Source organism: Vibrio rotiferianus CAIM 577 = LMG 21460 (assembly GCF_002741985.1).
Taxonomy (GTDB): Bacteria; Pseudomonadota; Gammaproteobacteria; order Enterobacterales; family Vibrionaceae; genus Vibrio; species Vibrio rotiferianus.
Genome location: NZ_APHW01000106.1, coordinates 1 through 24,485 on the forward strand (window position 1 = coordinate 1; position 24,485 = coordinate 24,485).

The window sequence follows — 24,485 nt, forward strand, 5'->3', positions numbered from 1 at the left end:
TCGCGGCTTTCCGGGGAAAGCCGCTTTTATCTTTAAGAAGAAGTAATCAGTATCTCGATAGCCATATCCCATCCGCTTAATTAACTTTATCTTGTTATTTATCCCTTCAAGCGTACAGGTATTCAGCGGGTAGCTTGCTGAAGCAGTGATCCCATGAAGGTATGGACGGAGCTTTCGAGCGAACTCTTTGAGCGGCTTAATTCCACTCTCATTCACTTGTCCCAACCATACCTGCCACAGGTTTTTAGCCTGAAGTTCAGAGCTGCAACGCCACAGTTCTTTTAATTGCGCACCCAGTAAGTAGGTTGTCATCAAGTCCTGATTCATATTCAATATTTCTGTGAGGTAGCTTTCCTGTTGTGTATTTAAATTATCCTTATTTTTCAATAATACCCAGCGCGAACGCTTGACCCATTGCCTTGCTTTTTTGTCCTGTTTTAGCTTATTGGCTTGGTCGACTCTGACTCTATCCATCACTTCACGACCGAACTTAGCAACAGCGTGGAACAAGTCATAAACGACACGGGCATTTGGGCAATGCTCTTGGACTTCAAGGTCAAAAGCCGTATTCATATCCATTGCTACTGCTTCGATATTTTTTCCGTGCTCGCCTAATTGTTCAAAGAACGGTCGAATATCCTTGCGGCTACGACCTAGCCCTATCCAGATAACCTGATGACTTTTCGCATCTGCAATGACTGTCGCGTAACGGTGCCCTTTAAAAATGGCGAACTCGTCCATGACGAGTTGCCTTAATTCACCCCATTTAACTGGCGGTACTACCTGTTGAAGCCGACGTTTATCTATCTCTTTGATTGTGTGCCAATGAACGCCAGTTACTTGGGCTATATGTTTGATTGGTAGCAGGGGCAACAACTGTTCTATATAGCTTCGTAGGCGGTTAGTGATACGAGCATAGGGTTCCAACCAAGATAGTTGTTCTGTTTTAATGCCGCAGTGGCTGCACTTGATGCGTCGGGTTTGAACGGACAGTTCAACGGGAGCTCCTAGCAGTGTGGCTTCCTTCACGTTACGCCATTGATACTCATGTATGGCTTGAGCTTTAAGCCCGCACGGACACTTAGCGATAGAGTTAGGTTTGAGAGTGAGCTTTATTAATGATGGAGTCTGATGAGACTTTACTATATGAAAGCCTTCCCAGAATGAAGATAGGAAAGTATGATTCGACATGAAAACGGTAGTTTGTGTAGGTTTTGTTTGGCGATAAAACTCTATCACTTACTACCGTTTTTGTTTTCAGTTCCCGCTTATCCGCGATGAACCTTAAATTAGGGATTGCATCCGGTTAATGCTGAATTATGATCAATCGCGAAATTAGGGGGACAAAAGTCCTCCTTTTTTATTGTCCAAAGCTCCTAAACTGCCTTGAGTTAATTTGTATTAAAGCTTAAGGATTCAAAGTGAGTAAACAACCACATATTTGTGTCGATAAAACACAGGTTGCACCACGAGTTATTGTTTGCGGTGAACCAAATCGAGCTAATCGTATTGCATCTTTATTGGAACAAGCAGAATTGGTCGCTGAGAACCGAGAATACCGCGTCTTTACTGGCACTTATAAAGGTCAACCTGTTTCTATTTGCAGTACCGGCATTGGCTCACCCTCAATGATTATTGCAGTTGAGGAGTTAAAGCAATGCGGTGTGACACATATTGTTCGTGTAGGCTCCGCGGGTGCGATGCAAGAAGGCATTCAGCTTGGTGAGTTGATCGTAGCCGAAGCGGCTGTACGCGATGAAGGAGGCTCTAAGTCATATGTCGAGCCGTCATTTCCTGCTTATGCAAGCTTCGAGTTACTTGCCAGCTTTGAACGCTTTTTAAATAACCAGCGGGTCACATATCATCGTGGTGTTGTACGCTCCCATGATAGTTTTTATACCGACGATGAGGAGCGAATTTGCCAATACTGGAATAGTAAAGGTGTGCTAGGCGCTGATATGGAAACTTCTGCTCTATTCACCGTAGGCAGGTTACGTGGTATCGAAACCGCCTCTATCCTCAATAATGTTGTTCTGTACCAGCAGGATGTTAAAGAAGGTGTAGGGCAGTATGTCGAAGCTGAGCGAGATATGATGGATGGTGAGAAGCTTGCATCCATTGCCGCGTTAGAAGCGTTGATGACTCGGAACTGATAGCGACGAATGAACCGTTAATAGAGTGTGTTCTCGCTTTGGGAAAGTGCAGTACAAGATACGGCTGATTCTTATCGCGACATCGTTCTCCTAAATACGTAGAATGTGTCGTTTACGTGTTATAGCTCAGACAATATGGCGGCGTTATGAGAATTAGTCCGTACTCAACGGGGCGTTTCAAATCTTTCCTTAGTGATCAAAGCAAAGCGTTTAAAGACCTTGTTTATCAATGCCAAATCAGTACTCGTTACTTTGATGCTGGTCAGGAGATCCTCCAGCAAGGTGCAAAGTTAGACTACTTATACATTGTTCCTGTTGGCCGTGTTTCAATGAGTATTCTCGCGGCGAACGGACGTAGATTTCAGCTAGGTGAAGCGAACTGTGATTATCATGTTTTTGGTGAAATGGAGTTTTTTACCAAAACCGCCTGCCAGTGGAATGTGATTGCAGACGAGCACCTTCAGGTGGATGTGATTTGTTTAAATCTTCTCACTGAAGCATTACACAAACACCCTGAAATGATGTTCTTTTTTGCTTCTGCATTAGCGGAAGATTATCAAGACTCGCTGGATATCTATACCAATCGACTATTGCATCCTATCACTTACAATATCGCCTATGATTTGCTGGTGCAAAAGCAGACCAATACAATGCTAGGTGGGTTTGGCAAGGTAAACCAAGAGGCAGAACGATTTGGTACTTCAGGTCGGGTTTATCGCCGTGCAGTAAAAGATCTGATGGACAAAGGTCTGATTAGAAAAGGGGAGCAGGGGCTTGAGATTGTCGATGAAGCGGCACTAAAAACGTTTCTTGATGCCTACGAATAAACCGCAATGAGCAAGTCTATATAGCGAAGCTGCAGACTACCGTACTTTGCTTGTTTCGGAATATACCCAAGCATCTCAAGATTACTTGGGTATAAGATCATTCAGCGTTTATTTAGTTTAGAAAACGCAGTGCTTAGCAAAATCAGAAGCTTCGTTCGCTGTCCATTCACCCTTCGGCTTTTCTTTCATGTCATTACACCATGCCTCGCTGCCCACTTCAGTACATGCCATCAGTTGTGCTGCTACAAATAAAACTAATGCTAACTTCTTCATTCTCTAGTCCTTTTTAGTGAGTCATTTAAAAGAAGTATAAACATTCATTAAAGTGATAAATACTAAAATTATAACTTTGCGCTTATCGTCTCAAATTCTGTATAGGTGTAGAGTAATTCGTTGATTTATTGAGCCAATTAAGAAGTGTAACGAATGTAAAGTTGTTAAATAATCGGTTGAATGCCTGAATGAGTAACGATATATTGCGAATGCGCATGATAATGGATCTCATTTAAGGCTAAAATAATGGAAAAACTCGTCAGTGCGGCTCTTATTTCGCTGCTCACAATCTCACCTTCTTTTGCTGCAACCGTCAAAATCGATCACTACATGGGAACAACAGAAATTGAGCAATCACCCAAGCGCGTGGTTGTAATTGGCTTCGGTCCACTCGATACTTTGGATAGTTTCGGTATTGATCCTGTGGCGGTATCTAACGCTTCCCACCTGCCTAAATATCTCTCTAAGTACGATAAAGACAATTACACTTCTGCAGGTAGCTTGTTCGAACCGGATTTCGAAACCATCTATATGCAAAAGCCGGATTTGATTTTGGTTGGACCCCGAGGTTCAGCAAAATACGACGAGCTTAGTGAAATTGCACCAACGGTTGTCTTTGCATCAGGTGAGGACGAAGATTATTGGCAGGGCACAAAAGCGCAATGGCGCAATGTTGGCAAGATCTTCAATATTGAAGGCAAAGTTGAACAAAAGATCGAAAACTTAGACGCTCAGTTCAAGGCGATTCGTGACTATAACCAAGCTCATAATAACGATGCGCTTACGATTCTAAGTATTGGTGACAACATCAGTGCATTTGGCGCGAAATCTCGCTTTGGCGCGATTTATACGGACTTTGGTTTTCAGGAAACTGTGCAAAATCTGAAAACAGGAACACATGGTGACGTTATTTCTTATGAGTTTATTCGTGAAGCCAATCCAAAGAACATCTTAGTCATTGATAGAAACTCTTTGCACGCAAAATCCGATCACGACTTAGCAAAAGCGCTGAATAACGATCTCGTTAAAGCGACTTCGGCTTATAAGAACAAGAAAATTACTTTTCTAGACGTTGATGCTTGGTACTTAGCAATGTCCGGTGTAACTGCAACGGAAAAGATGGTGAGTGAAATTAAACACACCATCGATCTGTAAGTGAAGTACGCTGAGGTTAACTTTGAAAAAGTTATTGCTTGTTCTTGTTGTTCTAAGCGTCGCATCGTTGTTTGTTGGGGTGGCAAATATGACACCCCAACAGTTGTTTTCAGGCGATGCAAAGGCACTAGAACTTTTCTTTACGAGTCGGATTCCACGTTTATTTGCCATTCTCCTTGCTGGGGCAGGGCTTAGCATCGCTGGATTAGTGATGCAGCAAATTAGTCAAAACCGATTCGCCGCACCTTCGACGACAGGCACCATTGAATGCGCCATGCTCGGTTATGTCATGAGTGTTGTGTTCTTTGGCAATGGTGAACAACTGTGGCTTGTTTTCGCTGTCTCCATTTTGGGCACCTTAGTGTTCATTCAGTTCATTCAACGAATTCAGTTCAAAAGTGTGGTGTTTGTGCCTCTCGTCGGAATCATCTTTGGCAACGTTGTGGATGCTGTCACTACTTTCATTGCCTACAAATACGATGCGCTGCAAAGTCTTTCAGCTTGGAGCGTCGCAAACTTTGCTAACATTCTGCGCGGGGATTTTGAGCTGCTTTATATTGCTTTGCCTGTCGCGCTTTTAAGTTACCTGTTTGCTGCTCGTATCTCTGCTGTGGGCATTGGCAAAGACTTTGCGGTAAATCTTGGTCTTAACTATCAGCAAGTGGTGACGTTAGGCGTACTTTTGGTGTCGGTGATGTCAGCCAGTGTGGTGATGATAGTTGGTCAACTGCCATTTCTTGGACTTATCGTGCCAAATTTAGTCAGTTACTTCTACGGTGACAATCTAAAACGTAATATCCCGCTTACTGCTATGTATGGGGCGATTCTCGTTTTAGCGTGTGACTTGGTTAGCCGAGTGATCATCTTCCCTCATGAAATGCCGATTTCGATTGTGATCAGTATATTGGGTGGTGTTGTGTTTATCGCGATGTTGTTGCGAGGTAAGCAAAGTGCGTGATTCCAATAAACTTCTTTTATTGGCGGCCATAGCGCTGCTTTTCGCATTTTTGTTCATCGGTATTGGCTTAACTGCCGACAACTACCAGTACTTCCTGTCACGACGCGTGCCTAAAGTATTGGCCATGGTGTTGGCTGGTGTGGCGATTGCTCAATCTTCGTTGGTATTTCAAACGATTACCCATAACCGAATCCTCACCCCAAGCATAATGGGGTTTGATGCGCTGTATGTGTTAACACAGGTTCTTATTGTTTTACTTTTTGGTGGCTTGAGTGCTCTGGTACTTAATGTGTATATCAACTTCTCCATTGCTGTATTAGTGATGGTGGGCTTTTCACTGTTGTTGTTTGGGTTCTATTTCTCAAAAGGTGGACGCAACCTTATTACGTTGCTTTTGGTCGGATTAATCTTTGGGCAACTGTTCAACAATATTGCGGTGTTCTTTTCCCTTCTGATGGACCCAAATACCTTTGCGTTTGTGCAATCTAAACTGTATGCGAGTTTTAACAATGTAAAGGTGAACTTGGTGTACCTAAGCTCACCAATGTTGCTATTAGCCTGTTGGTTACTGTATCGCATGCATCGCACTCTCGATGTGTTTTGGCTCGACCAAGACAATGCAAAGAGCCTGGGTGTGGATGTGCCAAAAGTAACGCGCAATGTTTTTGTTCTCTCTGCAGTGCTCATCGCTATTTCTACTGCATTGGTTGGGCCCATCATGTTCTTTGGTTTATTGGTGACGAATTTGAGCCGTGAAATGTTCCGTTCTTACCAGCATCGAACCTTGTTGGTTGGTTGCTCTTTGATGGCGATTTGCGCCTTGCTTTCAGGGCAATGGATTATTGAAAACCTATTTTCATTCGAAACGACGCTGAGCGTAGTAATTAACTTTATTGGTGGTATCTACTTCTTGTATCTACTGCTAAAAAACAAAGTCGCATAAACATGATTGTTATAGATAAACTTACTAAAGCATTTGGTTGCAACAAAGTGGTTGATGAGGCCGATACCCAATTTGAAAAAGGGAAAGTGACATCGATTATCGGCCCTAATGGGGCAGGGAAGAGTACCTTGCTCTCGATGGCATCGCGATTGACCGATCGAGATGGCGGGAGTGTCATGATTGATTGCAAAGAGATTGCTGAATGGGACACCAAAGAGCTCGCGAAAAAGTTGGCGGTGCTACGCCAAGCAAACATGATTACGATGCGTTTTACTGTCAAAGAGTTGGTCTCATTTGGACGTTTCCCGTATTCGAAAGGTAACCTAACCAAAGATGATCACACGCTAATCAACCGAGCCATCGATTACTTAGACCTGAAAGAAATCCAAGATAAGTTCTTAGATGAATTGAGTGGGGGTCAACGACAATTGGCGTTCATTGCGATGGTGATTGCCCAAGATACGGATTATGTCTTTCTTGATGAGCCCTTGAACAACCTTGATATCAAGCATTCATTGCAGATCATGAAAGTGGTTCAGCGTCTTGCGCACGATATGAACAAAGCCATGGTGGTAGTGATTCATGATATTAACTTTGCGGCTTGTTATTCCGATGAGATCCTTGCTTTGAAGAAGGGAAAAGTGGTTGCAAGTGGCGGGGTTGAAAAGGTGATTCAGGCATCCACGTTAGAAGATATCTACGAGACACCTTTCAATATCATCGAGCTTAATGGCAAGCGTATGTGTACTTACCACTAAGTGTCTTTTCAAATGCTGGCGAGCTTACTTGGTGAGCTCGTCCATGATCGGGCAGCGGCTTTTTGCATCCCCTGGGCAAGAAGAAACCCAGCCTTCCAACTGCTTCTTAATCTCCAATAAGTGGGCAATTTTCTGCTCCACTTCATGAAGTTTGTCCATGGTTCGTGCTTTTACTTCGCTACTTTTACGGTTTGGGTTGTGTGCCAAGTGTACGAACTCTTTGCACTCTTGTAGTGAGAAACCTGCGTTCTTTGCTCGAGAAACCAAGTTGAGTTCTTGAATGTGTTTTTCCGAATACTCGCGATAGCCTGAGTCGCTGCGTGTTGGTGACGAGATAATACCTTTATCTTCGTACATACGAATGGACTTAGATGATAGGCCCGTTAATTTGGCCACTGCACCAATATTCATGATGACCTCTGTATTTCAGATAACCTTTATCGCGAGTATAACCTCAAGTGTTGTTTGACCCAAAGGGCTTTACACGAGCCAGTCCTTTCTTAGTGGCTATTAACTACTTCATGAGGCGCAACACCGAATACTTTCTTAAATGCGCTCGTGAAGTTTGATGGGTGGTGGTAGCCAGCCTCATAAGCGGCTTCAGTTATGGACATGAGCCCATGCTCCAAGTTTTGACGCGCAATCTCTAAGCGGCGATGGCGTATATAACCATTAACCGTCATGTCTAGAGACTGTTTAAAGCGGCGTTGGAGATTTGAAACACTCATCGAAAACTCCTCAGCTAAACGTTCTAAACTCAACTCTTCTTCAAGGTGTGTTTCGATGTAGCTAATGATATTTTCAATTCGAGCATCGACCGAATGTTTCTTCTGTTCGGATTTTTTACAGTATTCGTCGGGCATTTGGCCTATCGCATAGGTGACAACTTGGTAGATTAGACTTTCAACTTCTAGGCGTTCTTTTACGTTGACAGGAGGCTCACGCCGAAAGAGTGTATGGAGAAGATCAATGACTGCCGAGTTAAGCTTTAGTTGATAAAAGGCGTTATGCGTTTCAATAAAGCGTTGATGATCAATACTGCCTTCTATTCTCGACTCTAACCATGTGGGCTTGATGGCTATATTGATCTTGTTCATATGATTATTTTGGATAAGAGAACGGTGGAAATTTGCAGGTTTGGTCAAGTTCACAACGACACCTTGCGGCGATGAATTTGCATCAAAATCGAACTTAAGATCGTCGTAGCCAAATGAGAGTTTGCCTTCTAAAAGAATGGTAATCAGCATGGCGGGACGAGCAGTAGAAACAATATGAGAATCTACGAGTTCTATGCAACCTCCACCATGGACAAAAATCTGGTCATTGTACTGATACGAGAAGAAGCTTCCTTCTGCCAGTTGCGTTTGACGGCTTTGCCCTTGACTTACGATGTACTGCGTTTCTGTGCCCTCAAGTTTTTTAGTTATAGCTACTTTGGCAATTCTAGTTCTTTTTTTGGTCTCTTCCGTCATTTGACGTTTCCTCATAACACCTAGGCGATTCTGCATAAGTGATTCGTCTTTTTATTTATCATTAGCGACCCTATCATACGTGAGAATTATTATCATTTATATTTAGGAAGACGTTTATGGAAAGCCCTGTTCGCTCACCAATTGAGCTTTCAAGCCTATGCCTGGCGGTGAGTATGGCACTTGCTCATCCAGTTTTAGCCCAAGGCCAAGATTCTCATTTCGAAGAGGTTGTTGTTTGGGGTACTAAAGTATCCAGCAATACTGAATCCATGTTTGCCGACGACATGTCATTAAAACAAGCGGACCATATGTCCGATTTGCTGCGTGAGATTCCAGGTGTTGATGTTGGTGGTACGCATTCTGTCAACCAACGCATTACGATTCGTGGCTTAGGTGAAACCGACCTTGATATCCGCTTAGACGGTGCATCGCAGCATGCCAACATGTTCCACCATATTGGCAACCTGACTCTTAACCCAGATATTCTCAAGTCCGCGGATATCCAAGTAGGTAATAACTCGGTGACGCAAAGTGGTCTTGGTGGTTCGGTGTACTTTGAAACTAAAGATGCACGTGATCTGCTGCGTTACGATGAAAACTTTGGTGCGCGCGTGTATGGTGGTTATGCGTCCAACGACAATCAACAGGGCTCATTAACGCTTTATGGATTGCTGTCTGAAAACGTGGACGCGATGGTCTACGGCCATTACGTAACACGAGATGACTTTGAAGATGGCGATGGCAATAAAACCTTTGGTTCAGAGGGCGACGTTTATAACATCTTAGGCAAACTAGGGTACGAGTTTGGCGACATCCATCGCTTTGAAATCTCTTACGACATGTACCGTGACAGTGGTGACTACAACCCGCGTCCTGATATGTCGGGCAGTGCGAACAACGGTCTATCCAATAACCTGCTGGTTCCGACGGATTACGATCGTGACACGGTCACTCTTAGTTATGAGTTGCGCGGTGAGCAACACCAAGGTGACGTGACGCTTTACAATACCGAGACTGAAGTGGTACGTGATGAATCAGTGATGGCACCGCGTTGGCCAGCTAATCGATTATCGGAAAACACCGCAAAAAACCAGAACGTTGGCTTAAGTGCAAAATTCCAATCATTGCTGACGTTGGGTAACCTTGACCACCGTGCGACATACGGTCTTGATTACATGGATAAGACGTCAGAGAGTTACTACGGTAGAAGTAAGTTCATGTCTGAATCAGCGGTTTCTACAGCGCTATTTGTTGAGGACCAAATTTTCATTTCTGATGCTCTTTCTATTACTGCAGGTTTGCGTTTTGATGACTATCAGCGTAAAGCGGAAACGGGGGACAACGATTACGATGAAGTGACCTGGTCGCTCGCAGCGGAGTGGGCAGTAACACAAGACTGGACGTTGTTTGCAAGTTCTCGCTCGCTGTTTAAAGGTCCAGAACTAATGGAAACCTTTATCGCATACCAAGGTGTGGCGTACTTAAAAGAAGGCTTGAAACCGGAAACGGGCCAAAACACACAAGGTGGTGTGCGTTTCAATAAGAGCATGGATGAGCACTCCTTTGGTGCAAATCTGACCGTATTCCAAACAGATATTGACAACTACATTGCAGACGAGTACCAACGCGCTACTCAAACTTATCTTATATACAATTTAGGTGATGTGGAAATCAAAGGCTTCGAAGCTAGCGCCTTCTATGGTTTCGAAAGCTTTGGCAGCAAACTGTCTTACTCTAAGTCAGACACTAAAAACAAAGATACTGGCGGTCCAGTAGCCGGGGGCAATGGGCGCAGTATTGATATGGGTGACAGCATCTCGCTGACATTGGATTACCAATCTGATTCGCTAGAAACCATCTTTGGTTGGAACTCAATGTTTGTTCTTGAAGAAGACAACGTCTTTGATGGTCAGCCTAAAAAAGACAACTATGACGTGCATAATTTATATGCCCAATGGGTGCCTTCCAATATCGATGGTCTATCAGTAACGTTCGGTATTGATAACGTCTTTGATGAGTTATATACGTCCCATGCCTCTCGTTCGGGTACCGCGCGAGGAATCACGCTGGATGACTACGAACCAGGAAGAAACTATAAGTTATCAGCCGCATACCAGTTCTAATTTTAAGAGTAATAACAACCTTAAATATTTGGTTTCTGAGCAGGAGGTTATCCCAATCACAGTAATTGATCAGAATTAGCGCAGGAAAAATGCTTGAGAACAAGGCTGAAATTCTAGATAAGTAGTTATTCTACAATCAAACTTTTAAACGAAGTAATCGAGCATTATGACAAGTTAGAATGACCGGTTATTTACTACGATTGGTATTACCCCACCAATACAGATTGGGAGTAGGGTGGGGATTCTGCATCGGATGCGTTAGAACGAAAAAGGCCCGCTGGTTATTCACCTAGCGGGCCTTTTTAAAACTAAATTTTTACGCTTTTTCAGGCGTTAGGCTTTTTTTTTCCTGCTGCATTTTTGCAAGGAAGTACACGTTAACACACGCGATGAAGCCGTTAGTCAGTACTACAGGCCATGAATCAATCATTAGACCGTAAGCGGTGAACAGTGCACAGCCAACAAAGTTAAGAATACGAAGCTTCACGATATCTTTCATTGTTAGCGAAATTGCAACCATGATTGAAGCTGCATAACCCAAAATTTCAACCATATTCATTTCCATTATTTGACCCTCTAAATCTGCCGAATTCTGTCGGTACCAATTCTTCTCATCTTGAGATTAGTGAGGAAGCTCCATGCCTCGAATGGTCTTGTTCGTTTTGATGGGTTAACTATAGCAATGGAAAAACCGTGATGAAAGCCTCAATTAGAGGTTAAGAGAAGGTTAGCGATTACGCAAACGTTTAAGAGAAAAATCATTGATAGTTTTACTTATTATGTTGATTAATAGTAAGAGGGTATTTATCTGCTTAGTTGATAGAAACACTTTGAACATGAACCTTTGTTTAGCGCATGCTATTGAGGAGGGGGTCGTCCTGAGTTTGTATCCGTAAGGAATTGTGAACTAATTGTCCCTTATGAGTTGAACCTGAGTGATTATCTACACTATAATGCAAGTGAGAATTATTATCATATAGATGTAGTATGCCGATTGTTATTAGTTTTATATTTACGTTTGCTTTGGTACTGCGTACTAAACCCCACTATTGGTGTGTGCTAGCACATTTGTTTTCGCATGTAAGTATGCTGTTATTGATCCCTCAGGATTACGTTCTTCAGTATTTGATTGTTATGTTCTTCTCAGCACCAATATTGATTAGGTTATCGAAGAGAAGTGAGTATTTCGATGTGTTTTTCGCTTTTATGCCTTTGCTAGTAGGGAGCGGTGGGTTGGCGTTAGCCTAACTTACCTTTTTAGGCATAATGATAAGAGTAAACCGCCCCTAAAGGGCGGCGTACCGAAAAACTAATTATGCTCTGTTAAAACATGTAAGGTGCTAAGCAGCGACTCGGTAGTGATCGAGCTTACGTCACTTACATTATTCACATTGAGCGTATCCCAACCAATCCCTTCTAAAGTAATATTCGTTACCGCACCAGTAGTATCCTCTACGGTAATCGTTGTAGATGAACTTGCTGAACTATCTGGCAGTGCAGGATCGTCATTGACGGTGACTTGAATTAAGTTTGCGTCGAGTAAATCACTCACACTGGTGTTAGCTGGGAGTAGATCTGTGAGATCAATTTCATCACCATTTGGGTCATAATCGGTGATGGTATTAGTGCTACCAGAGTTCTCTTGTAAGAACACAAAGGTGTCGATGCCTCCTCCCGAAGTCAATATATCATTTCCTGAGGTTCCACTAAGGGTGTCATTGCCCTCATGTCCAAAGGTCTTAGAAACAACGAGTTGACCTGTCTCAACGAGAGAACTAACGCGCTCTTGATTAGAGAGGTTATCAACATTTTGGCCGTATAAGTTTGATAAGCTTACACCATCAAGCGTAATGGATTGAAGTAACTGACTATCAGTTTGTGTGATTTGCAGTACTGTGTTCCCGTCCACCTCAGTAATGGTTAATTCGTTGCTTAGAGTGCTCGAATCCCATGCGCTGGTCAGATTGAAAACTTGCTCCAAGTCGATAACATCAGCGTTGACATCGAAATCTTTGATGATGTCATCTCCAGGTGTTGCGCTGGTTCCCAGTACATTATCGCTCCATAGGAAGGTATCTGAGGTGCCAATATCAGAACCATCAGTAGGGCCTCCCCATAAGATCTCGTCATAACTAGATGTGACGAGAATATCGGAGCCCAATGAGCCTATATGTGCAGTACCAAGAACAGTCACTGTGACCTGTTTAGCCGTGATGGTTGTTCCATCACTAACGTTTATTGTGAACAGTTCATCAAATGTCTGCCCCACAGATAGTGTATCAGCTGCTCCTGGAGTGAGTGTATACGTCCACGTCAAGGTTGAATCATCAAACGAGAGTGTACCGTAGCTACCGCTGGTATCATCAACGGACCATGTTAAGTTACTGGTGTTAGTATCCACGTCATCAACAGTCAGCAATCCCGAAGCTTGGTCGACAAAGCCCGCTTTGACCTGTCCTGCGGCAACGCCATCAACGGTCGCAGGATCATTGTTACCATTGAGCGTGATGGTAATGAGTTGGTTGGTTTCATTTGCCGAACCATCTTTAACCACGACAGTGAAGACTTCTTCAGTTATGCCGCCAGGCAAGGCCTGAGATAGCACAGGGTCTAATGTGTATGTCCATTCTCCGTTCGGCTGTAGAATAAAGGTACCATAAGGCGAAGCAGGGGAGTTGAGCTCAAAAGTCACAGAGCCGCCTTCAGGATCCGACGCTTCAACTTTTCCTGATGTTTGTTGCTCTAATGCTGTGCCATCTTCCGTAACACTACCTGATATTTCGCTTGTATTTTCGATGATTGGAGAATCGTCGTTTCCGTTTAAGGTGATAGTAATGGTCTGATTTACTGATTTACCTTCGGTATCTTCAATCGCGACAACAAACTGTTCAGTCGTTATGCCTGCAGGTAATGTTTGAGATTTAACAGGGTCAAGTACGTAGTCCCATTCTCCATCATTGTTGACAGAGAAAGTACCATACTGGGATTGATTTGAAGTTAGGCTAAACGTTAAATCCTGGTTTTCTGCATCATCAGCAGTGATTGTGCCAGTCGCAGATTGTTCCGAAGCCGTACCATCTTCAGTAACTTCTCCTGAAGTATCTGTTTGGTTGTCAACCACGAATGGCACATCATTATCGCCAAATACTTGAATAACGACGTCCTGAGTTATCACTCCACTATTTTCATCATCAATAGTAACCGTAAAGGTGTCAAAGATGTTTTGGTCTGTATCAGTCAACGACTCCACTAGCGCTGGCGTCATGACATAGGTCCAAACACCAGTGTTCTTATCAATCGTGAGCTCACCATATTGACCTTGCTTGGTCTGAGAGCCTGCATTGTTGTCAAAAGTGAATAAGTGATTGTCTGATGCATCGACATCATCGATATCGATAGTACCTGTTGCAGTTCCCGAACCTTGGCTAGGATCTTCAAATACTTGTCCGGTTGTTACAGAATCTTGGGTAACTTCAGGTAAGTCATTGGTACCAGTTATCTTAAATGTAACGGGTTGCGTGTCCTCTAAGCCATGCTCATCTTTAGCTTTGATTTCATATTGCAAGGTTAATGATTCACCTACCGCAAGCGCTTGTACTTCAGGAAGGTTATTGTCATAAGTAAACTCCCAATCTCCACTAGATGAGTCAATCGTTAGCGTGCCTCTAGGATCAGAATTGATGACACTCCAAGTGATGGCATCTCCAATATCTGGGTCACCACTGTCGAACGTTCCTGTAAGTGGACTTGTATCGTCTTCGGCTACGGTTTGCGTGGCAATGGCCGCTATTTCAGGGGCATCATTCGTACCATTAATGGTGATAGTAATATCAAGCGGAACAGAGTTTCCTTTTCCATCTTTGGCAATGATGGAGATAGTGTCGGTTGTTGAACCACCTTTCGGGAGCGCATTGATATCTGGATGAGCACTATTGAGCTCGTACTTCCAAGTATTTCCATCTATGGTTACGTTTGAACCAAAGGTGCCTGAATTGACGACTTGATAACTAAGTACATCACCAAAGTCGACATCATTCGCTCCGAGATTGCCGGTTGCAAGCGTAGGGCTGTCCTCGGTTACTGTTCCCGTCGTTGTACCTTGGATTGTCGGGATATCGTTGTCGCCTAGTATAGTAACAACAACTTCTTGAGTGACTTCTGCTCCAAAACTATCGGTCGCAGTTACGAAGAAGCTTTCAGTTACAATAGCGCCTTCAGGCAGTGCTTGAATATGTGGGTCATTGTATAGCGTGTAACTCCACTTTCCGTCGGAGCCGAGAACAAACTGGCCGTATGTACCAGAAAGGTTTTTTGGTGCAAAAGTTACCGAATCAGCATTATCTACATCATTCGAAGTTAATTGCAGTTCTCCAGTGGTCACTTTAATGTCTTCCTGAACTTCTCCCGTGACATCACCTGTGATCTGTGGTGCTTGGTTGGTACCTGTAATCGTGATCACGACGTTTGTTGAATCCGTAGCATTGGCACCATCGGTCACAGATACGGGAAAGGACTCTGTCAGCGTTTCGTTCGGGTTCAATGCAACGACATCAGGATGGTTTTCGTTGAGATCGTAGGTCCACTTGCCGTTTGAATTAAGCGTAAATGTACCGTACTGACCATTGACCGTAGTTAATGGATCCCACGTCGCTGTATCGCCAGTATCGATGTCACCACTTGCAAGTTGGCCAGTGATGTTACTGGTGCTATCGGCACTGACTGAGCCCGTTGTAGCTCCACTAATCACAGGGTCGTCGTTTGTGCCAGTCACCTCGACTTCGATTTTTAGTGGAATAGGGTTGCCATTCTCATCGACAACCGTTTTACCATATTGATCAGTGACGAATACGGTAAATGTATCCGTCACTGTTTCACCTTCCTTGAGTGACTGAACGGCTGAACTGTTGTTATCTAATGTGTACTCATAACTACCATCAGGATTGATAGTAATGCTTCCATAGGTGCCTGAGCCATCTACAAGCTGCCAAGTAGGATCGCTACCAAGTTCACTTGGAGGCGTAAGGTTGCCACTCTGGATAAAGGTGTTGTTTTGGTCTTCTGTTGCATCGAGCTCTAAAATAACATCTGGATCCACGGTTATATCATCCGCAGAACCATTCACTTTAATCTTGATTTCTTGCGTATCAGAGTCACCTTTTTCGTCGGTCACTTTTACGGTGAAGGTATCGTATTCAACGTCACCAGCATTCAATGGTTGAACTGCGTTGTTGTCGATATTGTATTCCCACTCTCCTGTGTCAGGGTTTAGGGTTAGTGTGCCGTAGTCACCTTGCAGTTGGGTTACTTCGCTGTTGCCATTACTTGTATCGACAATTACCCAATCTTGTGAGTCGTTGAAGTCAGGGTCGTTATCTTCTAGCACTCCTGAGCTAGATAGAGTGACATCTTCGGTAACCTCGCCAATGACATCTGGTTCAGATATCGAGATTGGTTGGTAAGAAATTTGCGGAGCATCATTGACACCTTTGATGGTGACTTCAACTGTGAAGGTGACGCCTTTGTTTGAAATGTGCCAAACCTCAGTGACTGTTTCACCTTCTTGTAAGCCATCTACTAATGGATTGTTATTGTCGATAACATAGAACCATTTCTTGGCGCTGTCATCGTAGACTAATTCACCATATGCACCGCCTGAATGAGGTGTTGCTGTCGCTGAATTATTTAAACCACTACCAACAGGGATCTCTACCGATTCTGTTGGGCCGGCAGTTTCATCGCCTTCGGTAATGTCTACAATTCGGTCGGGTGGGTTACCACCACCACCGCCCGCAGCATCGTCATCCCAACCATGGACAAATACGGTTACTTTATAAGGTTGTGAGTTTTCGCCTTTGTCGTCGGTACCAATAACCCAAAATTCCTCTGTAACTACTTGGCCTGGGGCTAGATCTTGAATGGAGTTCCCTTTAACTTGATAGGTCCATTTCCCATCGTCAGTGATAGTAAACTGACCATATGTGCCTAGGCCTGTACTCTGGCTGCTATCTATGCCCCAATTAGTTATTGATGAGTTATCATCAACATCTGTAGCGGTCAACTGGCCTTCGGTTATCGACAAAGAACCGTCATTGCGACCTGCATCATCTTCAACGATATAACCCGTGTTATCACCGCTAATGATTGGTGGATCATTTTCGCCATTAATAGTGATCACGACTTGATCAGTGATAACAGCCCCAAAACTATCTTTACCAATTACGTTAAAGGTTTCAGTGACGATCGCACCTTGTTCAAGGCTGTTAATTGCAGAATCGTTCGGAATAAACTTCCAATTACCTTGAGCATCAATAGAGAAGGTACCGTAGTTTCCTTGAGAGGGGGTGCTTTCACTTATGACATTGAAAGTTGGTGAATCACCATCGTCGATATCAATCAGGTTCAGTTTGCCGGTAACGAGATCGGTTGAGTCTTCCAAAAATGTTGCGCTTAAATCGCCAGTGATGGTTGGAGAGTCGTTAACACCGTCAATAGTAAGCGTGATGGGCTTCGTCGATGTTTCTCCTTTACTGTCAATTACGGTGACATTAAAGGTTTCTTGATAACTTTGATTTGGGTTTAGTTGCTGGACTTGGGTTGTATCTAATGTATAAGTCCACTTCCCAGTATCGGAATCAATGCTGAAGCTACCATAGCTACCAGCCCCGTTATCAACAGAATAGGTGTGGGTATCACCAGCATCTGGGTCACCTGAGGATAAATTGCCAGTGGTAGTAACGGTATCTTCTGTCGTGTGCGGAGACAGGTTTCCAGACAGATTTGGGGCGTCATTAGTTCCGTCGATGTTGATGGTTAGATCTTTGGTCGATGATTGACCGTATTGATCGACAACTCGAATGGTTATGACATCTTGTAGACCTGCAATATCTTCATCAGTTAGCGCATTCACAGCAGGGTTTGAGTTATCTAGCTTATAAGAGAACTCACCAATGGTTGGGTCAATGAATGTAAGGGTGCCATACTGGCCAGTCGAACCGACGATACTCCACGTGAGTGACTCTCCATCATCAGGGTCTCCAGAATTTATGGTACCGGTAATGGTATCAGGTATGGCATCTTCTTTAATTGAGTAAGTATCGGTAATGATGATATCTGGTGGGTTATTAACACCTGCGACATTGATTATCACGTCGATAATGGCAGTTGCTCCATTTAAGTCTTCTACTTCAACTTGGAAGATATCTTGTCTCGTTTCACCGGGTGGAATTTGCTGTGTTTCAAACTTATCGTTGTGTAATTGGTAAGTCCATTTACCGTTTTGATCAACAATTAGCGACCCATACTTTCCGGCTGGATCACCCGCTGGATCTGTATTGAGAACATCCCAAGTATGAGAGTCGTTTACATCAATGTCAGAGACGACTAATTGACCTTGAGCAGAATCTCTATTGTTTGTATTTTCAACTACGCTACCAGTATCACCAGACAAAGACGGAGTGTCATTGTCACCGTGTATCGTTACGGTGATAGTTTCCGTGGTAGAGCTTAAACCATTGTTGTCTGTAACCGTGACGGTAAACGTGTCGGTTAAAGACTCGTTAGGTAACAGTCCTTGAACGCTCGAGTTTGAATTATTGAGTTCGTAAGTCCACTTGCCATCATTATCTATGGATATGGTTCCGTACTTACCTTGATCTGAGTTTAAAGACCAAGTGTGGGTGTCAAGCGTATCCACATCAGTTACTGATAGGTCACCCGTTGTTGTAATCGGCTGGCTCGGGTCTGGGGTGTCTTCTGTGACAGAGCCATTGAGTTGTTCGTTAACAACTATTGAAGGTTGATCATTGGTACCAACCACAGTAATGGTTACGGTAACGTTATCTGTTGCTCCGTATTGGTCTGTTGCATGGACGGTAAACGTTTCAAGGGTACCAACTTCCCCTTCAGACAATGCTTGTAGAGCGTCATCCTGCGACTGTGTCATTGAAGGAGTATAAGTCCATCGACCATTATCTGCGATTGTTAGCGTACCGTATTTGCCTTCAGCACCATCTATTGTCCAAGTGATGTCTTTGTTGTCATCAGGGTCATTATCGTAAAGGCGACCACGGCGAAATGCTTCTACATCTTCAGTCAGTGTTCGACTTGTTCTGCCGGTAATCTCAGGCGCATCATTACTACCTACAATGTTAACGACGATAGGAATTTCGTCTGTACCACCGTTGCCGTCAGAAACAACAGCTGTAAATGTGTCTTGGTAATTTTTGCCTTCTTCCATACGGTTAGATAACGCAGGATCAAGGTTGTAAACCCAATTGCCATTATTATCGATGCTAACTGTACCGAATAGCCCTTGGTCTGAGTTTTTGATAGACCAGGTTAGGGTGTCTGGAGTGAGTTCTGTATCAATATCGTTTGCGATAAGCGTACCACCACCAGTTACAGTCACGTCTTCTACGAGATCATCTGTCGCAGTACTTAACGTAGTGTCTATTACCGGGTCGTCGTTGGTACCAGTTACCCTGACAACGATAACTTCAGTGTCTATGCCTCCATCATTATCATTTACTTGGATAGTGAATCGTTCTTCAACAATAGCACCTGCGGCAAGCTCTTGGGCTTTGTCATTATCTAGCGTGTAGCTCCAAGTTCCCGTTGTTGGATCAATGCTAAACAGACCGTATTCACCCGAGGCACTGTTAGGATCGACTAATGACCAGCTATGGGTATTACTCAGGTCTGGATCGGAATCAGATAGGTTTCCCGAAACGGTTAACTGACTAGCATCTTCTGCGACAGTTTGGGTTAGAGTTCCTGAGATATCTGGCACATCATTGCTACCCTTGATAGTGACAACCAAGTCAAACTCATCAGTACCGCCATTGCCATCGTCTACTTTGATGGTGAATGTTTCTTTACGAATATCGCCACTTGCTAAAAAGTCGACTTTGGTATCATCTAGCGTGTACTTCCAAACGCCATTGGAGTCGAGAGTAATAGTGCCAAAAGTTGCATTTATTGAAGCTGCTGTTCCGGATGTCGCTTCTTGGCCATCAATTGACCAAGTGTGCCCATCCTGTAAATCCACATCGGTAACACCTAAGTCACCCGTAACCATGTTCGCTAGGGCGTTGTCTTCTTCAACGTTATTATTCGTCGTAATGTTGGTGATAGTTGGTTCATCGTTCTCACCAGTGATAGTAATCGTTACGGTCTGACTAATCGTCCCACCGAGACCATCGTCTGCTTGAACAACAAAGCGCTCAGTGATGATTTGTCCTTTTGCCAGTTCTTGGGCTTTGTCATTATCAAGGTTGTAGGTCCAGAAACCGTCTGCAGTAATGCCAAAGTCACCATAGGTTGAGTCTGTTTGCCCAAGCGCTGACCATGTATGTGATGCTCCTTGATCGGCATCGACCACTGTAAGCTGCCCATTGGCGAGTTGTGTTCCATCTTCTTCTACATTACCAATCAGAGGGCCCGTAATTTGGCTAGGGCTATCATTTTCACCTGTTATGTTGATGGTAACTGTCTTGACTTCACTCGCAGTCCCGTTGTTATCGATAGCGATATATGTAAAGGAAACAGAGGTTTGCTGGCCTTGAGCTAAATAGTCAAAGTCAGTGCCTGTATCAAAGATGAATGTTCCATCAGGGTTTAAACTCAGTGTTCCTTGACCGGAGGGAACATCGTTAACGAGTTGGTACGCAGCAATCGTACCGTCGACGTCTGATGCTGTAGGGACACTACTGCTTAGAACGTCATTTTCATCGATATTTTCTGTACTATTAAAAGCAACTGGAGCGTCGTTGGTTCCTTGGATAGTAACCTGAATTGTGTGCTCAGTGCCGTCAACAGATTTAACGATAAAATCACTAACCAAAGGTGTACTGTTTACGTTGAGGTAATCATAAGCCTCGTCTGCAACAAACGTCCAATTACCTTGAGCATCTATCGAAAAGGTACCGTACTTTCCTACGTAGCCCGTTTGAGGAACAAACTCATCAGTATTATCAACATCTGATACATTCAATTTGCCAGACGTTTGCAATGGTGCATCGGTTTCACTAAGTACTTTAGTGTCATCTCCATCGATAATAGCAGGGTCATTGACCCCGTCTACGGTAATGGTGACCGTGGATTGTGATACGCCACCGTGATCATCAGTGACCTGATAGTTTATAACGACAGTGGCTGACTCATTATCGTTTAAGTATTCAAATTCATCATTAGTGAAGAACACTAATTGGTTGTTAGCAACGCTAACACTACCTAAGAGGTTATTTGGATCACCATTAACAGAAACTACCTGAGCGTTTGTAATATTTAGAACCGTGTCGTCAACGTCGCTATCGTTCGCAAGTGCGTCGATAATGTAACCCGTTTCGGTATTCGTATTAGGGTCTCTGATACCATCTTCAGTAATTTTGCCAACATCAGCCACAAGTTCCGGAAGGTCGTTTGTACCTGATATAGTCATTGTGATGGTTTGCTCTGTGCCATCAGCTGCTTTGACCACAAACTGATCTACGAGTGGTACGCTGTCGGTATTTAGGTTGTTGAATGCATCGTTGGTAACGTATGTCCAGTTACCATCTTTATCGATATTAAATACCCCGTAGCTCCCGGCTTGGTTGGTGACAACCTGAAATTCGTTTGGCCCATCAACATCTTGAACAGTTAGTTTGCCACTGTCTGTTAGAATAGCGTCGGTCTCTAGGAGTTGAACATCAACATCACCGGTGATTATTGCAGGATCATCTTGGCCATTTATCGTAATGGTTATTTGATGCTCAGTTCCATCAATTGTTGAAACAGTAAATATCTCTGTTTTACTTTCACCAGACTTCAAATATTGAACATCATCATTCGCTACTAAATAACTCCAACTGCCATTCTCACTAATGGTCAACGTACCTAAGGCATTGGCCGGAGGCACTATCGTTGATGGATCGAACTTAGCTTCATCGGTGCCATCAGGGTCGCTGATAGTAAGCGTATCACCGACTTGCAAAAATGGTGTGCTCTCATCTTCAGTTACTTCTCCAAAGTCTACACCACCAATTATGGCGTCATCGTTGACACCAATAATAGTCACGGTGACAGTATGCTGCGTTCCATCCAATGAATTAACCGTAAAGGTTTCGATTTTTTGCTCGTCTTTACCGAGGTATTGAACTAGCGAGTTGTCGACTTCATAAACCCACTGACCTGCGGCTGTAATAGTGAGCGCGCCTAAGTTGGAAGGATTGGTGGCGACGCTTGATGGGTCGAAAGACTCCTCATCAGAGCCATCTACATCGTTTATCGTTAGTAGTCCAGTATCACGCAGAGTAGGGGAGGCGCTGTCTTCAATCACTTGACCAATATCATCCCCTCCGATAACTGCGCTGTCATTAACGCCAGTGATAGTGATTTCTACAGTATGTTCGGTGCCATCAATAGATGTAACAGTGAAGGTCTCTAGTTTGGTTTCACCTTCACCTAGGAATTGCACATCAGCGTTGCTTACTTGGTAATTCCAATTCCCTTCAGGGTCAATTGTTAAGGCGCCGAGAGTACCTGGCGCAGACGTGATGCCATTTGGATCAAATACTGCTTGTCCTTGGTCGACATCAGTCACAGTTAGTTTGCCAAAGTCGGTCAATAAAGGATCACTTTCATCTTCGGTGACTGCACCAATAGCATCACCGGTGATGATTGCGCCGTCATTAACACCTGTGATCGTGATCGTGATGACTTGTTCTGTTCCGTCATCTGTTTGAACCGTGAACTGCTCAGTTTTGGTTTCGCCTTCACCTAGGTATTGAACCAAAGCGTTGTCGACTTGATATTGCCAATCTCCTAACTCATTGATAGAAAGACTGCCAAGAACGGCTCCGACAGCTGACACACTATTAATATTAAATAGGCCACTGTTGTTGGTATCAACGTCGCTCGCTCGTAAAGAGCCGTTATCGGTAAGGAGAGGGGTGCTAGTATCTTCTACAACCGCGCCTATATCATCGCCAGAAATGATCGCAGAATCGTTAACGCCAATTATTGTTACGGTAATGGAATGCTGAGAGCCGTCGACAGATTGAACCGTAAAGGTTTCAACTTTAGTCTCACCTTCACCTAAAAACTGAACGTCGGCATTAGGAACTTGGTAATCCCAGTTGCCATTCGCATCAATGGTTAATGAACCAAGGTTACCTTGCCCTGGCACTACACTGCTAGGGTCAAAGGCTTCTTGTTCTTGCCCATCGGCATCAGCAATTGTAAGGGCACCAGTTTCGGTGAGTAAAGGGTTACTCTCATCTTCAGTAACTGTGCCAGTGTCAATGCCACCAATTATCGCAGTATCATTAATGCCGACAATGGTTATGGTTATCGTATGTTGAGTTCCGTCTAGCGTGGAAACAATGAATGTTTCAACTTTAGTTTCACCCTCGTCTAAATATTGAACGTCAGCATTGGGAACGCTGTAATTCCAGTTTCCGTTAGCATCAATGCTCAATGTGCCGAGCGCATTTTGAACGGGGATGATGTTATTGGGATCGAAGCCTTCTTGCGCTGAACCGTCAGAGTCTACAATAGTTAAAGTCCCGCTATCGGATAATAGGGGATCGGACTGATCCTCAGTGACCGTACCAGTGTCAACGCCCGCTATAACGGCGCTATCATTCACACCAACGATGGTGACGGTGATGGTATGTTGAGTTCCGTCTTCAGACTGTACAGTAAAGGTTTCAAGTTTAGTTTCACCTTCATCTAGGTACTGAACCAAACTATTGTCTACCTGATAATTCCAATTGCCGTTAGCGTCAATGGTTAGAGAGCCCAACACATCAGGTTCAGCTACAACGCTATCGACTCTGAATGATTCTTGGTCAGAGCCGTCAGCATCAGAAATTGTCAGCGTGCCAGACTCTAAGAGTCGCGGCGTACTTTCGTCTTCAACGACTTCTCCCGAGTCTACGCCACCAATATTCGCTGCATCGTTGACACCGTTTACGACTATCGTAATAGTCACGGGGTCGCTTGGAGCACCTTGGTCATCAAGCGAGATATAGCTGAATATTTGAGTCTCGGACTCACCCTCAGCGAGAGAATCAAACTCCCCATTTGTGTCAAAAGAGTAACTACCGTCAGGGTTGAATGTCAGAATGCCTTTATTTACATCATCGACAAGTTGGTAAGACGAGATGCTACCGTCGTCGTCAATTGCTGTTGGTACATTTGTAGAAATATTGTCATCTTCAGATAATTCGATAATGTCAGCGAAAGATTGTGGGGAGGCATTTGCGGTAAGGTCTGTGTCCAACTGCTCGGTCTGGGAAAGTGTTGGAGTACCTTGAGATCCGGTTTCGAAGAATGTTGAGACGTCTGCTTCAGGGTTATTAAATTCTACCGTTGCCGCGCCAGCAATTGATGAGCTCAAACCTTCACCGGCAGCAGGGGCAATATCTTCAAATTGAGTCGGATCGTTACCTTGCTCGATGGCAGCAATGATATCGCCAACATCGTCCGGCAGAAGATTGTTATCAAGACTGTTGGATTCGTCAACGTCGTCCGAGGTAAAGTCAATGGTTTGTGTGCTTTGCGTTTCCAATACCTCGACCATTTCACCTTTGTCATCAATATAACCGACTAGTGTGTATTTCCCAGTAGCGAACTGTTTTTCTGAAACTGTGATGAGCTGTCCTTTACTGTTAAGGACAACGTATTTCTCGACACCTTGAGGAATGAAATCGTTCTTTGCGGTCATTTAGAATCCCCTTTGAAGCAAAACTTACTAATAACATTAAAGAACTCTCTTAGACTTATAGTTAGCGTTAATTGATTGTCTAGAGAAATCACGTCTTTAATGACACTTTATTAAC

General features: G+C 43.8%; 13 protein-coding genes. 7 read left to right on the forward strand and 6 right to left on the reverse strand.

All coding sequences use genetic code 11. The annotated features are described in order from the left end of the window. Positions 1 to 1,191: ISL3 family transposase (locus B853_RS21950; protein ID WP_128827014.1), on the reverse strand; the 1,191-nt coding region annotated here is incomplete at its 3' end. A 230-nt stretch (positions 1,192 to 1,421) separates the two neighbouring features. Between B853_RS21950 and B853_RS21955 the strand changes: the two genes are divergently transcribed. Then, the gene (locus B853_RS21955; RefSeq protein WP_010452380.1) at positions 1,422 to 2,153 is read left to right on the forward strand and encodes a nucleoside phosphorylase; all 732 of its coding nucleotides are present in this window, start codon (positions 1,422 to 1,424) and stop codon (positions 2,151 to 2,153) included. A 146-nt stretch (positions 2,154 to 2,299) separates the two neighbouring features. Next, the gene (locus B853_RS21960) at positions 2,300 to 2,980 is read left to right on the forward strand and encodes a Crp/Fnr family transcriptional regulator (protein WP_038886733.1); all 681 of its coding nucleotides are present in this window, start codon (positions 2,300 to 2,302) and stop codon (positions 2,978 to 2,980) included. Between the two features lie 117 nt (positions 2,981 to 3,097). On the opposite strand, the gene B853_RS21965 is transcribed toward B853_RS21960, so the two are convergent. Continuing rightward, a complete protein-coding gene (locus B853_RS21965; RefSeq protein ID WP_005431817.1) occupies positions 3,098 to 3,253 on the reverse strand; it encodes a DUF3012 domain-containing protein in 156 nt (51 codons plus the stop codon). A gap of 246 nt (positions 3,254 to 3,499) precedes the next feature. Between B853_RS21965 and B853_RS21970 the strand changes: the two genes are divergently transcribed. From B853_RS21970 to vctC, 4 genes are read left to right on the forward strand one after another with little or no spacing between them, the layout of a single operon-like run. Beyond that, entirely contained in the window at positions 3,500 to 4,408 is a 909-nt protein-coding gene (locus B853_RS21970; RefSeq protein ID WP_038886734.1) for a siderophore ABC transporter substrate-binding protein, read from the forward strand. Positions 4,409 to 4,430: 22 nt separating this feature from the next. Beyond that, a complete protein-coding gene (gene vctD, locus B853_RS21975; protein WP_038886736.1) occupies positions 4,431 to 5,366 on the forward strand; it encodes an iron chelate uptake ABC transporter permease subunit VctD in 936 nt (311 codons plus the stop codon). Then, positions 5,359 to 6,309 carry an iron chelate uptake ABC transporter permease subunit VctG gene (vctG, locus tag B853_RS21980; RefSeq protein ID WP_038886737.1) on the forward strand — a complete coding sequence of 317 codons (951 nt, stop codon included), beginning with the start codon at positions 5,359 to 5,361 and terminating at the stop codon, positions 6,307 to 6,309. The genes vctD and vctG overlap by 8 nt, the downstream gene beginning before the upstream one ends. Positions 6,310 to 6,311: 2 nt before the next feature. Further along, entirely contained in the window at positions 6,312 to 7,067 is a 756-nt protein-coding gene (gene vctC, locus B853_RS21985; protein WP_038886739.1) for an iron chelate ABC transporter ATP-binding protein VctC, read from the forward strand. A gap of 24 nt (positions 7,068 to 7,091) precedes the next feature. On the opposite strand, the gene cueR is transcribed toward vctC, so the two are convergent. Then, complete coding sequence (gene cueR / locus B853_RS21990; protein ID WP_010452367.1) at positions 7,092 to 7,478, reverse strand: Cu(I)-responsive transcriptional regulator; 387 nt, start codon at positions 7,476 to 7,478, stop codon at positions 7,092 to 7,094. 89 nt (positions 7,479 to 7,567) lie between these two features. Continuing rightward, positions 7,568 to 8,539, reverse strand: a complete 972-nt coding sequence (locus B853_RS21995; protein WP_038886743.1) for an AraC family transcriptional regulator — start codon at positions 8,537 to 8,539, stop codon at positions 7,568 to 7,570. Positions 8,540 to 8,655: 116 nt separating this feature from the next. On the opposite strand from B853_RS21995, the gene B853_RS22000 reads away from it, so the two are divergent. Further along, entirely contained in the window at positions 8,656 to 10,662 is a 2,007-nt protein-coding gene (locus B853_RS22000; RefSeq protein WP_038886745.1) for a TonB-dependent siderophore receptor, read from the forward strand. A gap of 316 nt (positions 10,663 to 10,978) precedes the next feature. Here the strand turns inward: B853_RS22000 and B853_RS22005 are convergent, their stop codons facing one another. After that, on the reverse strand, positions 10,979 to 11,227 hold the full coding sequence (locus tag B853_RS22005) for a YgjV family protein (RefSeq protein ID WP_010452360.1): 249 nt from the start codon (positions 11,225 to 11,227) through the stop codon (positions 10,979 to 10,981). 744 nt (positions 11,228 to 11,971) lie between these two features. After that, entirely contained in the window at positions 11,972 to 24,370 is a 12,399-nt protein-coding gene (locus B853_RS22015) for a VCBS domain-containing protein (RefSeq protein WP_038886746.1), read from the reverse strand. Positions 24,371 to 24,485 lie beyond the last annotated feature (115 nt).